Raw genomic sequence first — 15,157 nt, forward strand, 5'->3', positions numbered from 1 at the left:
TCGCGCATCAACTGTCCGCATTCGTCGAGCACCGCTTCGATTCGACCGATGACGTTGCCCGGGCGCTGCGCAGCCTGCCGCAGGCGGGGCATGGATGCGTCGGCCCGGGCCGAAATCGTCGCCTGCATCAGTTCCGACTTATTGGGAAAGTAGTTGTACAAGCTGGAGCTCGTCACGTTCGCCACGCGGGCTATCTCACGGATCGTGGCCTTCGAATAGCCGGCCTCGGCCACACACCTCATGGTTGCCACGATGATCCGCCGGCGAGTTTCCTCGCCACTGGCGCCCACGGGGCGGCCCAGCTGTGTTCGGGTCATGGTCGGTCGGGTCCTCGCTGATATGTGGTCGAATATATTCGACCGACCGACGACTTCCGGCTCCCGCGGAGGTGCATGACCACCACGCCGTCGCAGCTCGGGCGTCCGGTGGGCGCGAATGCCGAAGAGACTCGCCGACGAATCATCGCCGCGGCAATGCGCTGCGTGGGCGACGTCGGCTACTCAAAAGCCACGATCCGCGAAATCGCCCGCGCGGCCGACATGACCAGCGGCAGTCTCTATCACTACTTTCCCAATAAGTCGGAACTGATGCAGGCGACGATTTCGGCCCGGGCCGACGCATCCATGCCCCGCCTGCGGCAGGCTGCGCAGCGCCCGGGCAACGTCATCGGTCGAATCGAAGCGGTGCTCGACGAATGCGGACAGTTGATGCGCGAATACCCAGACCTCGCCGCGTTCGAATGGGCGATCCGGGCGGAAAACGTTCTCGCCGTCGGCGGCCGGGGGGCCGGAGATGCCGGGTTCGAGACCTTCCGCGAGATCATCCAGGGTGTTGTCGACGAGGCGCATCGACGCGGTGAGCTCGCCGACCCGCCGGATCCGCCAGCCACCGTCGAGGCGCTCTATGCGCTCATCTACGGCCTGACCGAGCTCGCGGCGACCTTGCCCGCCGAGGACTACCACGCCGCTCTGGGTGCGGCCAAGATGCTGGTCAGGGGAGCGCTGTTCGGTCGATCGTAGCGATCTGCTTGATATGATCAAGCGATTGATTATAGAGTCGGGCTCTCGCAGAGTGGAGCCGAGACCTTGACCGAGACCGTGGGGTCCGCGTTCGACATCGACGCCCTGCGGCAGAAATACGCCGCGGAGCGGGCCCGGCGACTACGGCCCGACGGGATCGCCCAGTATGTGGAGATCGCCGGTGAGTTCGCCCGATTCGGCGACGACCCCTGGGTGGACGGCAAGTTCGCGCGAGAGCCGTTGCACGATCAGGTTGACGTGGCGATCATCGGTGCGGGTTTTGGGGGGCTGCTGACCGGCGCACGGCTACGCCAACTCGGCGTCGAAAGCGTGCGGTTGATCGACAGGGCGGCCGACGTGGGCGGCACCTGGTACTGGAACCGCTATCCCGGGATCGCCTGCGACGTCGAATCCTACGTGTACATGCCGCTGCTGGAGGAGCTCGGCTACGTCCCCACGGAAAAATACGCCAAGGGGCCCGAGATCTTTGCGCACTGCCAGCGCATCGCCGAGCGCTACGACCTGTACCGCGACGCCTGTCTGCAGACGGACGTGCGCGAGATCCGTTGGGATGCGGCGAGTTCACGATGGATCATCCGCACCGACCGGGGTGACGAGATGCGGGCCAGGTTCGTCTCGATGGCCAACGGGTATCAGGCGAAACCCAAATTGCCGGGCATCACGGGGATCGGCGCCTTCCACGGGAAGGCGTTTCACACCAGCAGGTGGGACTACGATTACACCGGCGCGAGTCTGGAGAACCTGGCCGACAAGCGTGTCGGGATTATCGGTACGGGCGCGACGGCGATCCAGTGTGTGCCGCACTTGGCCGCGGCCGCGCAGCGGCTCTATGTCTTCCAGCGCACGCCCTCTTCGGTGGACGTGCGGGCCAACCGGCCCACGGATCCGCAGTGGGCCAGCACATTACAGCCGGGCTGGCAGCGCGAGCGGATACAGAACTTCCAGATCCTGACGGCCGGCGGGCAGGCGCCCGAGGATCTCGTCGCCGATGCCTGGACGAGCATCACCCGCAAGCTTCCGGTCATGCGCCACGACGGTGACGACCTCCAAGGGGCGGCCAACCCCGAACAGCGGACCCGGGACATCGAGATCGCCGACTTCGCCAAGATGGAGGAGATCCGGGCGCGAGTCGACGACATCGTCGTCGACCGCGTCACCGCCGAGGCGCTCAAACCCTGGTACGGCTACTTCTGCAAACGACCCTGCTTTCACGACGAATATCTGCAAGCGTTCAACCGCGACAACGTCGCATTGGTGGACACCCGGGGCCGCGGCGTCGAACGCATCACCGAGTCCGGCGTCGTCGTCGACGGGGTTTCGTACGACCTCGACTGCCTCATCTTCGCAACGGGTTTCGAGGTGGGCACCGACTACTGCCGCCGCACCGGCTTCGAGCTGATCGGCCGCGACGGCGTCACGCTCACCCAACGGTGGGACGACGGCGTCCGAACCTTTCAGGGACTGTGCGCCAACGGTTTTCCGAACTGCTTCATCGAAAGCATCGCGCAGGCGGGCCTTACGGTGAACTTTCCCTACTTGCTCGACGTGCAGGCCACTCACGTCGCTTGGATCATCGCGTGGGCACTTGAACACGACGCCATCGAAGTCGAGGCGTCAGCCGGCGCCGAGGCCGCCTGGGTCGACACGGTCGTCGCCCGGTCGGTCGCGAGCGCCGAGCGCGCCAAGACGTGCACTCCCGGCTACTACAATCGCGAGGGAAAAGCGGACGCCAAGACCCGGCAGGGCAGCTTCTTCTTCGGCGCACCCACGGAGTATGCCGACATCTTGGAGAAGTGGCGGGCCGCAGGGGATTTGGACGGCTTCGAGATTCGCGGCCGACAGGACGCGCCGTGACGCGTCGGCGGCGGTACGTCGTCGGACGGATGAGGGCGGCGACCCGGCGTCGACGCTCTCCGAAGGTCGCGATCATCGGCGCGGGTTTCGGTGGCCTCGCCACGGCGGTGGCATTGCGCCGGGCCGGCATCGACGACCTGGTGATCATCGAGGCTGCCGACGGCGTCGGAGGGACCTGGCGGCGTAACACCTACCCCGGCGCCGCCTGCGATATCCAGAGCCACTTGTATTCTTTTTCGTTCGCGCCCAACAAATCCTGGAGCCGCACCTACGCCCGGCAGCCGGAGATTCTGGCCTACCTGGAGTCGGTTGCCGACGACTTCGACCTGCGGCGCCACCTCATGCTCGGCACCAAGGTGCGCACCGTGCGCTGGAATGCCGAGACCTGGCGGTGGGACTGCCAGGTGGACCGCGGCGGGCAGACCGCAATGCTGTCGGCGGACGCCGTAGTCTGCGCGGTCGGCCTGTTCGGCTGCGTCAGGCTTCCCGACATCGAGGGGGTGGCCGAGTTCAACGGTGCGCTCATGCACACCGCGCAATGGGATCACGGCATCGAGCTGGCAGGCAAGAAGGTTGCGGTGATCGGCACCGGCGCCAGCGGAGTGCAGGTTGTTCCCGAACTGGCCAAGGTCGTCGATCGTCTCGTCGTGTTTCAGCGCACGCCGCCGTGGATGGTGCCCAAGGACGACCGTCCTTACAGCGCACGCGAATTGGCGCGGTTTCGGCGCAATCCGGTGGCGATGCGCCGCACCCGGTGGCAGATCTGGAAATTCCAGCACGACAACACCGCCACGTTTGCCGACGACCCGATCGTTGCCGCGCGCTCGCACGTGGCGACATCGTTCCTGGAGCGCACCGTGGACGACGCGCGGTTGCGCGGCGCGCTGACACCGGATTATCCCTTCCGCTGCAAGCGGGTCCTGCTGGGCGACGACTACTACCGGGCGCTGCAGCAGCCCAACGTCGAGCTCGTCACCGACCCCATCGAGCGCATCACCGAGACGTCGGTGCTCACCGCGGCCGGAGACACCGTCGACGTCGATGCGATCGTGCTGGCCACCGGATTCGAGACATCGAGTTACCTGGCGGGCATCGACGTGATCGGGGTCGGCGGGCAGAGTCTGCACGAACGGTGGGGACCCGACCCCAGCGCCTACTTGGGTGTGGCCGTCGGTGGGTTCCCGAACTTCTTCATGCTCTATGGCCCCAACACCAACCAGGGCGGCAACTCGATCGTCTACATCCTGGAGGCGGCAGCGCGCCTGGTGGCCAGCGCGGTGAGCAGGGTGGCACGTCGAGGCGGATACGTCGATGTGCACCCGGAGGCCGAAAAGCGCTACAACGACCAGCTTTCCGCTGACCTCGAGCGCACCATCTGGACGCAGTGTGACAGCTACTTTCGTTCGCCCACCGGGCGAATCGTCACCCAATGGCCATACACGGAGCTGGAATACGCCCGCCGGACCTGGCGGCTGCGGCTGCGGGACTGGGTCCACCGCACCGGGGTGGCCCCGGGTCGCCGGCAGCAGACGGACGCGGGACAGCGCGCGCTTGCCGGCGCGGCCGACTGAGACCGGTGACTTCCTAGCTGGCGCTGCCCGCTTTGATCGCGGCGATGACCCCGCCGTCGACGAGCAGGTCGGTCCCCGTGATGAAGGAGGCGTTGGGTCCCAGCAGAAACGCGGTGGCGGCGGCGATGTCGTCCGGAGTTCCCAGGCGACCGGTCGCCGACATCGCGACCATCGCCCGCATGCCGTCACCGACCGGTGAAGCCAGCTCCTGCTGCCCCATGGGGGTGGAAATGACGCCGGGACTGATCGAGTTGATGCGGGCGCCCCGCCGTCCCCAGTGGGCGCTCGCGGCGCGGACCCGAATATGGTTGGCCTGCTTGGCGATTGGATAGGCAAGGTTCGGGTCGGTGATGCCGCTGATGAAGTCCAGCTGCAGCAACTCGCCGGGCGGGTCGTGGGCGAGCGCGCGCTCTTGGTCGGCGCCCATCGGCGGGAACATGTGGCCCGCCATGCTGGCGATCACGACGCCCGCGCCGCCCGGTGCGACGACTGCACCGAACTCGTCGAGAACCAGCGCGACGCCGAGCAGGTCGACGGCCAGGATCGCTTCGGCGGGGGCCTGCGACGGGGACAGCCCGGCGGTGTGCGCCACTTGCGTGACGCTGCCGAGCGAGGTCGCGTACTCGGCGAGCCCGTGCACCGATTCCGGCGACGCGACGTCGACGCTGCGGCTTTCGACGTGATGGCCGTCCGCGGTCAGCGATTCGGCCACCGCCGCCAGCGTTTCCTCGTTGTAGTCGGCGAGCAGCACGGTCTTGCCCGCACCGAGGCGCCGTGCGATCGCTTGTCCCATGCCGCCCACGCCGATGACGGTCAACACTTCCCGAGCCACGGCCGCTCCACATCCGAGTCGTTGCTAGTCAGCTCGGATGCTATACAAGGCATCCCGCCCGCTAGGGCGGAGCTGGGGAACCCTCCAACGAAGGGTGACCGCCATGACGGATCGCCTTCCCAACGAATGGGGCCCGGATGGCGGCGGCCAAGTGGTGCCGATTGACGATCAGGCCCGCGATGGCCACGCCCGTGTAGACAATGCAGAGCAACAGCCGTCCCTCGGTCGAGGCGATCGGGAACTGGACGACGAATAACCCCAGCAGCGCCCACGCCGCCGCCCGGGGGAAGCGCAGCGCCAGGATCAGTGCGACACCCATCAGGGTTTGGGTGGCGGTGAGGAGCACCTCTTCGATCTGGCGGGAGTCGAGCTCCAGGGAGAATCCGCCGCCTCCCAGCAGGTGTGACACCGGCAAGGATCCAATCAACAGCGTCCATTGGTTGACCTTGGACGAGATCAGCGTGGCGATGGCCGCGGTGCCCTTGCCGCGGGCGGCGAAGATGGTCGCGATGATGAACTCGGGCGCTTCGGAGGCCAACGGGGCGAGCCACTGAACCAGCAGGAAGCGATCGACGCCCAACTCGGTACCCGCCGCGACGAGATTGTCGGCGAACGGTTTGGCGCACAGCAGAATTACCGCGCCGGACGCCGCGAAGAGGCCGACGACCGCGATCCGCCGGCGGCGGTCGGGCAGCTCACCGAGCGCGGCGGCGGTACCGATCAGGTCGGGCTCTTCCACCTCGCCGTGACTGACTTTGTAGAGGTAGAAGCCGAACCAGGCCAACAGCGCCAGCCCGAGCGCCAGGTGGATTTGACCGACCGCGGGTATCGCGAACGCGATCACACCGGCAATGAGCAGGAAGCCCAGTTCGACGCGGTTGGCCGGCGCCAGCCTCAAGGCGGGAGCCTTGGCGGCGCCGGCCTTCCGCGCCACCGCAATGCTGACCAGCACCACGACCGGCCAGCCCAGGCCCATCAGCAGCCGGTTGGATCCCGTCATGTTGGCCGCCGCGTACTGGGTGTAGTCCGGATTGTGGCCGGAGACGTACGCGTAGTAGAGGTCGACGGCGTACTCCGGCAGCACCGCGATCAACGCCAGGATCGCGATCGCAAGCCCGCCGGAAACATCGATCTGCGCGGCTTCGGCCGCCCACGCCAGCACGAAGCTGGCCGCCACAACCGCGGCCCCGAAAATCAGCAGGGCGGCGACGGGGTCCGGATGCAGGCCGACGATTCGCACCACCACCGCCGGCACGATGAACATCGTGGTGCAGACAGCCGAGCGGGTCAGGGTGCGGCGCGGCGAGCGTGCTGCCGCGGCGGCGCGGGCAGGCGGCCTGCCTGTTGCGAGCATGTCATCCTTCGGTCCGGAGGTGCCGATCGCTGGTCTTACTTCGGCTCGCGGGCCGGGCGAACTGCTTTCCAAAGCTACCCGACAGTGTCCGCGCCAGCAACGTCGCGGACGGGCGAGGCGCCGACCCACATCGGCAGTCTTTGCTGGCCAGTCGGGTAATCGAAAAGTTCGGACACGCTGATCCGAAATTTTGGCAAACCTGCTCGTGGTGTTGTGGTGCGGTTTTGCACCACCGATAGCTCGCTATCCGGGTCCCATCGCCGCGGCGGCGGCCTGGGTGAACAGATCGACGAGCTGGTTGCGGGTCAGCGAGGCCATCATCTGCTGGGCGGCGCGCACGTCCTCGCCGACGATCCAGGTGGGACCGTTGGTGAGGTTGTCGAACGCTTCGGCGATGACGCGTCGATTTCTCGAATAATCGATATATACTCTCGAATGTTCGCAATTACTGTAGGAATCGCGCTGCAGAGGAGTCAAGACATTCGCGGATCGTCGTCGGCGCCGACCGCCCGGGTACTCGACGTCGTCGAGCTCCTGGCCCGGTCCGGAAACGCGCGGTTGCGATTCTCCGACGTCGTGCGCGAGCTCGATCTCACCCAGGCGACGGCACACGCGATACTCAAAACGCTGTGTGATCGCGGGTGGGCCAGCCGCGATCCGGTCGCGAAGACCTTCACGCTGGGACCCGCGCTGGCGGTGGTGAGCGCGCGGATGGACACCGCCCGGCCCCTCGCCCACGCCGCGCGTTCCGCGGCGTTACGACTTTCCGGCGCGGTCGGCTATGCGGGCTCCGTCGTCGAACGATTCGGCGATTCACTGGTGGTCACGGCCTTCGAGGGGGACCCCGCCACCCAGCCGTCTGGCATACCCGGCGATCGAATCCCGTACGCCCCGCCGTTCGGCGTGGCGCTCGCGGCGTGGGACACCGACGAGGAACAGCGTGCGTGGATCCGCCGCGGCGCCGGCGGGAACGCCGATCGCACGCGGCGCCTGGAACGCGTGCTGGAGCACACCCGCGACCGCGGATTCGACGTCGACTGGACGACGCCGGCGCTGGCACAGGCCGTCCAGGTGGTGGGCACGTTGGACAGCAACGAAATGCCGATGCCGGTGCGACACATCCTGGACCAGTTGCTCGTGGAGTTCACCACCATCGGCTTTCTCTCCGACGACAACCCGGGCCGCCGCAAACAACCCGTGGTGACCATCGCCGCACCGGTTTTCGACCATCGCGGCCGCGCTGCCCTGATGGTGGCCGTGCATCCGTTGTGCCCCCTCACGGCGCGGCAGATCGAAGCGATCGGGAAAAAGCTCACCGCTGAAACGTCGGCCATCAGCGAATCCGAACGGCAGGAGGAAGTGGCAAATCGCGCCGTCTAGCGTGAGGAGGTACCGACGCGCGGAAGGCGAAAAGTCGTGGCACATAACTACGTTGTGGATGACCTTGCCGGCTTTGTCGTCGGCGCCGAGCAGTCGGACCTGGGCGAGGGGCCGCGGGCGCTGCTGAAGCGCAATGTGCTGGACAGCATCGCCTGTGCCGTCGGGTCTTTGGACGGCGAGTTCGTCGCGACGATCCGCGAACACACCGACCAATTCGGTGGCGCCGCCACGGCGACCCTCATCGGTGGCGGGCGGGCATCGGTGGATCAGGCCGCCTTCTTCAATTCGGTGCTGGTGCGCTACCCCGATCTGCTCGACACCTACCTCACCGTGGGCGGACTGTGCCACCCCGCCGACAACTTCGGTGCGGTGCTGGCCGTGGCCGAACACGTCGATGCCGGCGGGGCGGATTTCCTGCTGGCCCTCGCGGTCGCCTACGAGGTCCAGTGTCGCTTCAGCGCGCAGGTTCCGGTCATGGCGCGCGGACTCAATCATGCACTGCAGCTGGCGATGTCGGTTGCCGCGGGATCGGCGAAGCTGCTCGGGCTGGCCGCCGAACAGACCGCCGACGCCATCTCGGCCTCCTCGGCCGACAACGTCTCCCTCGCGGCCGTGCATGCCGAACCGGTTTCCAACTGGAAGGGCATCTCGCCCGCCATCACCGCGATGCGCGCGGTCTACGCGACGATGCTGGCCGGTCGCGGCGTCACCGGGCCCAAGTCGTTGTTCGACGGTCCGCAGGGGTTGGTGCAGCTGTTCGGTCAGCTGATCGATTTCCACACCGCCGACCGCGAATTGACCTGCGTCGAGCAGACGTATCTCAAGCAGTACTGCGCACTGATCCACGGGCAGGCCATCATCGAGTCGGTACTGGCGATCCGCACCGACAACGATCTGCGCGGCGACGATGTCGCTCGGGTGACGCTCGAGGTCTTTCAGAGCGCATACGACATCGCCGGCGGTGGCGCCTACGGGGGCAAGGACCACCCACGGACCAAAGAGCAGGCCGACTACAACCTCAAGTACCTCAGCGCCGTCGCCCTACTCGATGGCGGAGTCGGCCCCGAACAGCTTGAGACGGAACGGGTCCTGCGCGGCGACGTCCAGGAACTGCTGTCACGGGTGGAGGTCAAGCCAGCGGCCGACCTGACCGCGGACTACCCGCGGCGCACGGCGACGCGGGTGCATGTGGTCACCCGTGACGGGCGGGAATTCAGCCGCGAGGAATCCGATTACGAGGGATCACCCACCCGCCCGATGTCATGGGACCGCGTCGTGGACAAGTTCCATTGGCTCGCCGAGCCCTTCTGCGACGAGGCGCTGCGCGCCGACATCGTCAACGCCGTCGGGCGCCTCGACGAGATTCCCGTCGCCGAGCTCACCGAACTGCTGGGTGCGGTGCGCCCCCAGGCCCAGGGGCCGCGGAGTCGTCCCCGCTTCTGACGCTGCGCGCCCCCTTGCGTGGCTCGCCGCCCGCGTTGAATGATCGGCCATGCGCAAAGATCGCGGCATCAATCGGTGGGAGTTGGTTACCTGCGCGCTCGCGGGGCACGTCACGTACGCACCGGACGAGGAGGCCCTCGCCGCCCGGCTAAGCGGTACCACCGGGCTGGGCGAGGTGTGGCGCTGCCTGCGTTGCGGTGAATTCATCGTCGGTGAGCCACACGCACGTGGACATGCCGAAGATGCGCCGATGATCATGCGCGGCAAGGCCTTACGCCAGGCCATCATCATTCGCACGCTCGCGGTGGAGCGCTTGTTCCGCGCGGTCGTGATTGTGTTGGCGGCGTACGCGGTGTGGAAGTTTCGCGGGGCGCGGGGCGCCATCCAGGCCACCCTCGATCGCGACCTGCCCATCTTCCGTGCCGCGGGATTCAAGGTCGATCAGATGACCATCGTGCACGAACTGGAAAAGGCGTTGGCCGCCAAGCCGTCCACCCTCGCCCTGCTGACGTTGATGCTGACCGCCTACGCGCTGATCGAGGTCATCGAAGGCGTCGGCCTGTGGTTGCTGAAGCGCTGGGGTGAATACTTCGCGGTGATAGCCACCTCGGTCTTCCTGCCGCTGGAGATCCACGACCTGGCGAAGGGCATCACGATGACTCGCGTGGTGACCTTCACCATTAACATCCTCGCGGTGATCTACCTGCTGATCTCGAAACGGTTATTCGGTCTCCGGGGCGGGCGCAAAGCCTACGACGAGGAGCGGCGCGGTGAGCAGCTACTCGACGTCGAACGCGCCGCCATGACGGCCTGACGAGGAGAGTGCATGGGTACCTACGCGATCACCGGGTCCGCCTCCGGGATGGGCCGCGAGACCGCGTACCGGCTTCGGGGCGACGGCCACACGGTGATCGGCGTCGACATCAAAGACGCCGACGTCACCGCCGACCTGTCCACGCCGCACGGGCGGCACGAGGCCGCGCAGGCCGTCCTGGCCGCCTCTGCAGGCAGGCTCGACGGTGCGGTGCTGGCCGCCGGCCTGGGCCCCGGCCCGAGCCCGGATCGTCCGCGTCAGATCGCCCAAGTCAACTACCTCGGCGTGGTCGAGCTGCTCGCCGCCTGGCGACCGGCGCTGGCCGCCGCCGAACGCGCCAAGGCCGTCGTCGTGGCAAGCAACTCCACGACGACGGTCCCGGCGGTCCCGCGCCGAGCCGTGCGGGCGTTGCTTGCGCACGATGCCGACAGGGCGGTGCGTTCGGTCAAGCTGTTCGGTAAGGCGGCGCCCACCATGATGTATGCCGCCTCCAAAATCGCTGTCAGCCGGTGGGTTCGGCGGCATGCCGTATTGCCGGAGTGGGCGGGCTCGGGCGTGCGACTGAATGCCCTTGCGCCAGGGGCCATCATGACGCCGCTGCTGGCCGAGCAGCTGTCGAATCCCACCGAGGCCAAAGCGGTCCGGTCGTTTCCGATTCCGGTCGGCGGGTTCGGCGACGCCCGGCATATGGCGGACTGGATGTGCTTCATGTTGTCGGATGCCGCCGACTTTCTTTGCGGCAGTGTTGTTTTCGTTGACGGTGGCTCGGACGCCTATTTCCGCGCCGACGACTGGCCGAAACCTGTGCCGGCCTATCGACTGCTGGACTTTTTCCGACGCTTCCGAAGCGGCAACGGCACGCGCGACGTGTGATTGACCACATGCGCCGCGTGGGTTGTGCCCGACACCACAACGACGTTTCTCGTGACGTTTACCGGCGCGCGGCACATTGGTAAAGGAGCCGCGGTCAAATTCGATCAGTCGGCTCACCGGCCGAACAAACAAAGGATCGAGATTGTGGCAACCGTGCAGGGCCGGATCAACCGGAGCCCTACCAACCTCGACGTCGTCGCCCCCATCAAAGCGCGCGCCTGCGATGCGCTCCAGGCGATGCTGGGAACCAGGTCGCGCCGGGTGCGCGGCGAGCTGAGGGTGATGCGCAGAGGCGCTGAGCGCTGCTGATCGCCAGTCACCTCTAATTAACCGCCGAGCGTGCGGCTAGCCGCACATTCGACATCGAGAGTGCGGCTAGACGCACGTTCGGCGCGAAGGCCGGCCCCCACGAGCGCGCGCAAAGTGTTTGGATTGCCCCATGGCAGACACCGAACCCGAAACCATCGTCAAAGCCACCCGCGCAATCTCCGCCAGTGCGGAGCGAATATTCGAACTGATCGCCGAGCCGTCCACCCAGCCGAGCTGGGACGGCAACAACAACCTGGCCTCCTCGGCTCCGGGCCAGCGCGTCCATGGGGTCGGCGACGTGTTCAAGACGACGTTGACCAACGGCGCGGTGCGGGAGAACCACGTCGTCGAATTCATCGAAGGCGCCAAGATCGCCTGGTGCCCTGCGGAACCCGGAAAGCAGCCGCCCGGCCACCTATGGCGCTGGGAACTCGACCAGATCAACGCCACGCTGACCAACGTCACCCACACCTACGACTGGAGCGCGCTGACCGACCCGACCCGGTTGGAGAAAGCCCGCTCGACGACGCCCGAGATGCTGCGCGAATCGATGGACAAGCTCGCCGTGCTCGCCCAGGCCGGGCAATAGTGGCTCTTCCAGCGCCGGCCAGCGACCGGGCCGCCATCGTGACCGGCGCCTCCTCGGGCATCGGCGAGCACTTCGCCGAGATCCTTTCGCGGCGCGGCCACCACGTTGTGCTGGTCGCCCGCAGCGCCGGTCGTCTCGACGAGCTCGCCGGACGATTGGGCCCGCAGGCGCACCCGCTGCCCGCCGACCTGTCCGACCGCTCCGCCCGCGCCGCCCTGCCCGGCCGGGTCGCGGCGCTCGGCCTGACGCCCGACATCCTGATCAACAACGCGGGATTCTCCACGCTCGGGCTGGTCGCGAAATCCGTTCCGGAGCAAGAAGTCAACCTCGTCGAGGTCGACGTGGCCGCCGTCGTCGATCTCTGCAGCAGGTTCCTGCCCGGAATGGTCGAACGCCGCCGGGGCGCCGTGCTGAACGTGGCATCGATCGCCGGGCTCGGTCCCCTGCCCGGCCAAGCGGCATACGGCGCCGCCAAGGCGTTCGTGCTGTCCTACACCCACAGTCTGCGCGGTGAGCTGCGCGGCACCGGCGTCAGCGCGAGCGCGCTGTGCCCGGGACCGGTGGACACCGGGTTCGGTGAAGCGGCCGGCTTCTCCAAAGAAGAAGCCGAAGCGGCGCTGCCACGGATCATGTGGATCCCCGCCGAGAAGGTGGCGCAGGCCGGCATCGACGGGCTGGCGGCGGGCAAGGCCGTCGTCGTACCCGGTCGGGTCAACCGGGTCGCCTCGGCGCTTTTCCGGGTCACACCCCCGGAGTGGCTGCTGCCGTTGCTCTCCCGCGGCCACCCGGCCATGAAGCGCGACTGAGACTCACCCGTTCTTGCCGCGCACCCACTGCAACGTGCCGAACGTGTTGACCCGCACGCTGGCAAATCCGTTGTCTTCCAAGATGTCTGCGATTTCGTCGTCGCCGAACGCGTGCGCCCCGACGTTGGGCAGCAGCTGCCACAGACGAGCGGCGCGTCCCGCGGTGGGGACCATGATGGCCAACCGCCCGCCCGGTCGCAGCACCCGGGCGATCTCGGCAAGGGCGGCCGCCGGGTTCGGAATCAGTTGCAGCACGGCCAGCGAGACCACCGCGTCAACGGTGTTGTCCCGGAAGGGAAGTCGCTGCGCGTCGGCCCGGATGAAACCGACCCGCGGACCGGCCTCGTTGCGGACGGCCCGGGTCAGCATCGGCTCGGAGATGTCGACCCCCAGGGCTAGGCCGTCCGGCCCGGCGGCCGCTGCGAGCGACGAGGTGATGTTGCCGGGGCCGGAGCCCACGTCGAGCGCGGTCCCGCCCGACGGAATGTTCAGCCACTCGACCGGGTGTTGCCACGCGCTGATCAGCCGGCGCGCCAGGGCCTGGGCGTTGTCGTAGAGCGCCGATCCGAGCGGTGATGCCCACGCCGCCTGGATCGGACCCGTATTTTTCGGAACGGCCTCGTCGCCGGCGGTGCTCAGCAGATCGAGATAACCCTTGCTCACGTCGGGATCCGCCGGTGGGTCGGCAAGCAGATCCAGCGCTCGGCGCAACGCGGGAGGCAGCGAGACGTGCACGTCGGTCATGCGTCTTCCTTCGTTCAAATACCAAGCCGGACACCAAAATCGGACCGGGAGCCGTCGGCAATTCGGATCGGCGCAGCCCCCTGACTGGCAGCCTACGCCGAGGCGCCGGGTGCTTCGACCGGCTCGAAATGTGACCTTCGTTAACGATTGACGACGGCGCGCTCGCGCACCAATGCGCACAACTGCCAGTGGCCCGGCACGCCCTTGAGCGTGCTTTCGCCGCGGTCGGCGAACCGGTAGCGCGATCCGGTGACGATGTCGCGCACCGTCGAGGACACCAGTACCTCGCTGGCCCCGGCCAGCGCCCCCACCCGCGCCGCGATGTGCACGGCCATGCCGGCGATGTCGTTTTTCAACGCTCCGCGCACCTCGACCTCGCCGGCGTGAACGCCCACCCGGACCTCGACGCCGAGCACTTGGATGGCGTCGACGATTTCGTCCGCGCAGGCGAGAGCGGCGCTGGGGCTGCTGAAGGTCGCGACGAATCCGTCCCCGGCGGTGTTGACCTCGCGCCCGCCGAACCGCTGAAGTTCGTGACGGACGATGGTGTCGTGGTTGTCCAGCAGGTCGCGCCACCGGTTGTCGCCCAGCTCCGCGGCGCGCTCGGTGGAGCCGACGATGTCGGTGAACACGATCGTGGTGAGCAGGCGCTCGGCATCCGAGCCGCCGCGCATGCCGGTGATGAACTCCTCGATCTCGTCCAGCATCGGCCCGGTGTTGCCGACCCAGTACAGGGTGTCTTCGCCCGGTAGCTCGACGAAGCGCGATCCGGCGATGTGCTCGGCCAGATACTGACCGTGCGTAACCGGGGTGAAGTCGCAGTCGCGGCGATGCAGGATCAGCGTCGGCGCGGTGATGCGCGGGAGCGTGTCGCGCACGTCGGAGTGCCGGATGGTGGTGATCATCGCGCGGGCCATGCTCGGCGAGGCGGCGCGGTTGCCGGCCGTGTCCCACCAGGAGCGAAACGCGTCGTCGTCGGCGACGCTCGGCGCGATGATGCGCAGCATGTCGAAGCCCTGCTCGACGGCGTCGGGGTCGGTGAGGATCGTCGTGTAGGGATCGAGGGTGTCGAGTTCTTGGCCCATCGGGTAGTCGGGCGCGTACAAGGTGCGGGCCCCGCCGTTGATGATCACCAGGCTGCTGACCCGGTCGGGGTAATCGGCGGCCAGCACGAGCCCGGTCATCGCGGTGAAGCCCGGCGCCACGACCGTCGCGCGCTCGCATCCCACCGCGTTCATCACCGAGACCACGTCTTTCGCCCAGAATTTCGGCCCGATCATGTCGATCGAGGGCACGCGGGACGAGAGCCCGATCCCGCGTTGGTCGAGCCGGATCACCCGGGCGAAGGACGCCAACCGGCGCTGGAAGCGGTACATCGACGGCTCGGCGTCGACCGAGTCGATCGGAATCGACGGCCCGGGCAGCAGCAGCAGGTCGATCGGCCCATCGCCGAACACCTGGTAGGCGATGTCCGTGTCACCGCAGCTGGCGTATCGGGTTCGTGGTGTCCCAGAAAATCCAGGCACGGCTATAAGGCTAATTCAGCAC

The 15,157-nt window shown here is 67.4% G+C and carries 15 protein-coding genes and 1 pseudogene; 10 read left to right on the top strand and 6 right to left on the bottom strand.

All coding sequences use genetic code 11. From position 1 onward, the window contains the following. On the bottom strand, window positions 1-317 hold a 317-nt coding region (locus A5744_RS14125; protein ID WP_139331169.1), incomplete at its 3' end, for a TetR/AcrR family transcriptional regulator. Between the two features lie 75 nt (window positions 318-392). On the opposite strand from A5744_RS14125, the gene A5744_RS14130 reads away from it, so the two are divergent. The 3 genes from A5744_RS14130 (at window position 393) to A5744_RS14140 (ending at window position 4,465) form a co-directional block, all read left to right on the top strand. Further along, complete coding sequence (locus A5744_RS14130; RefSeq protein ID WP_076061987.1) at window positions 393-1,019, top strand: TetR/AcrR family transcriptional regulator; 627 nt, start codon at window positions 393-395, stop codon at window positions 1,017-1,019. A gap of 66 nt (window positions 1,020-1,085) precedes the next feature. After that, the gene (locus tag A5744_RS14135) at window positions 1,086-2,894 is read left to right on the top strand and encodes an NAD(P)/FAD-dependent oxidoreductase (RefSeq protein WP_076061989.1); all 1,809 of its coding nucleotides are present in this window, start codon (window positions 1,086-1,088) and stop codon (window positions 2,892-2,894) included. Between the two features lie 29 nt (window positions 2,895-2,923). Then, a complete protein-coding gene (locus A5744_RS14140; RefSeq protein WP_076061990.1) occupies window positions 2,924-4,465 on the top strand; it encodes an NAD(P)/FAD-dependent oxidoreductase in 1,542 nt (513 codons plus the stop codon). A gap of 13 nt (window positions 4,466-4,478) precedes the next feature. Here A5744_RS14140 and A5744_RS14145 read toward each other — a convergent pair whose 3' ends face one another. The 3 genes and pseudogenes from A5744_RS14145 to A5744_RS14155 all read right to left on the bottom strand — a co-directional run. Beyond that, the gene (locus A5744_RS14145) at window positions 4,479-5,297 is read right to left on the bottom strand and encodes an SDR family oxidoreductase (RefSeq protein ID WP_076061992.1); all 819 of its coding nucleotides are present in this window, start codon (window positions 5,295-5,297) and stop codon (window positions 4,479-4,481) included. Between the two features lie 61 nt (window positions 5,298-5,358). Next, window positions 5,359-6,561 (bottom strand): sodium:proton exchanger, encoded by a 1,203-nt coding sequence (locus A5744_RS14150; protein WP_240563046.1) that lies wholly within the window; start codon window positions 6,559-6,561, stop codon window positions 5,359-5,361. Window positions 6,562-6,894: 333 nt separating this feature from the next. After that, a pseudogene (locus A5744_RS14155) lies at window positions 6,895-7,050 on the bottom strand (short-chain dehydrogenase); the annotation flags it as partial. A 36-nt stretch (window positions 7,051-7,086) separates the two neighbouring features. Here A5744_RS14155 and A5744_RS14160 point away from each other — a divergent pair. From A5744_RS14160 to A5744_RS14190, 7 genes are all read left to right on the top strand, one after another. After that, entirely contained in the window at window positions 7,087-8,031 is a 945-nt protein-coding gene (locus tag A5744_RS14160; protein WP_083679297.1) for a helix-turn-helix domain-containing protein, read from the top strand. A 54-nt stretch (window positions 8,032-8,085) separates the two neighbouring features. Further along, window positions 8,086-9,474 (top strand): MmgE/PrpD family protein, encoded by a 1,389-nt coding sequence (locus A5744_RS14165; protein WP_076062030.1) that lies wholly within the window; start codon window positions 8,086-8,088, stop codon window positions 9,472-9,474. Between the two features lie 49 nt (window positions 9,475-9,523). Further along, window positions 9,524-10,288 carry a DUF2127 domain-containing protein gene (locus A5744_RS14170; protein WP_076061996.1) on the top strand — a complete coding sequence of 255 codons (765 nt, stop codon included), beginning with the start codon at window positions 9,524-9,526 and terminating at the stop codon, window positions 10,286-10,288. Between the two features lie 12 nt (window positions 10,289-10,300). Further along, window positions 10,301-11,161 (top strand): SDR family oxidoreductase, encoded by an 861-nt coding sequence (locus A5744_RS14175; protein ID WP_076061998.1) that lies wholly within the window; start codon window positions 10,301-10,303, stop codon window positions 11,159-11,161. A gap of 51 nt (window positions 11,162-11,212) precedes the next feature. Next, window positions 11,213-11,470 carry a hypothetical protein gene (locus A5744_RS14180; RefSeq protein WP_139331350.1) on the top strand — a complete coding sequence of 86 codons (258 nt, stop codon included), beginning with the start codon at window positions 11,213-11,215 and terminating at the stop codon, window positions 11,468-11,470. Between the two features lie 130 nt (window positions 11,471-11,600). After that, the gene (locus A5744_RS14185) at window positions 11,601-12,059 is read left to right on the top strand and encodes a polyketide cyclase (RefSeq protein WP_076062002.1); all 459 of its coding nucleotides are present in this window, start codon (window positions 11,601-11,603) and stop codon (window positions 12,057-12,059) included. Next, window positions 12,059-12,865, top strand: coding sequence for an SDR family oxidoreductase (locus A5744_RS14190; protein ID WP_076062004.1), 807 nt, complete (start codon window positions 12,059-12,061; stop codon window positions 12,863-12,865). The genes A5744_RS14185 and A5744_RS14190 overlap by 1 nt, the downstream gene beginning before the upstream one ends. Window positions 12,866-12,868: 3 nt before the next feature. Here the strand turns inward: A5744_RS14190 and A5744_RS14195 are convergent, their stop codons facing one another. Beyond that, window positions 12,869-13,609: a methyltransferase domain-containing protein gene (locus A5744_RS14195; protein WP_076062006.1), complete on the bottom strand. Its 741-nt coding sequence runs from the start codon at window positions 13,607-13,609 to the stop codon at window positions 12,869-12,871. A 140-nt stretch (window positions 13,610-13,749) separates the two neighbouring features. Continuing rightward, window positions 13,750-15,135, bottom strand: coding sequence for an adenylate/guanylate cyclase domain-containing protein (locus A5744_RS14200; RefSeq protein WP_076062008.1), 1,386 nt, complete (start codon window positions 15,133-15,135; stop codon window positions 13,750-13,752). Window positions 15,136-15,157 lie beyond the last annotated feature (22 nt).

This window comes from Mycobacterium sp. IS-1264, from assembly GCF_001954195.1.
Classification (GTDB): domain Bacteria; phylum Actinomycetota; class Actinomycetes; order Mycobacteriales; family Mycobacteriaceae; genus Mycobacterium.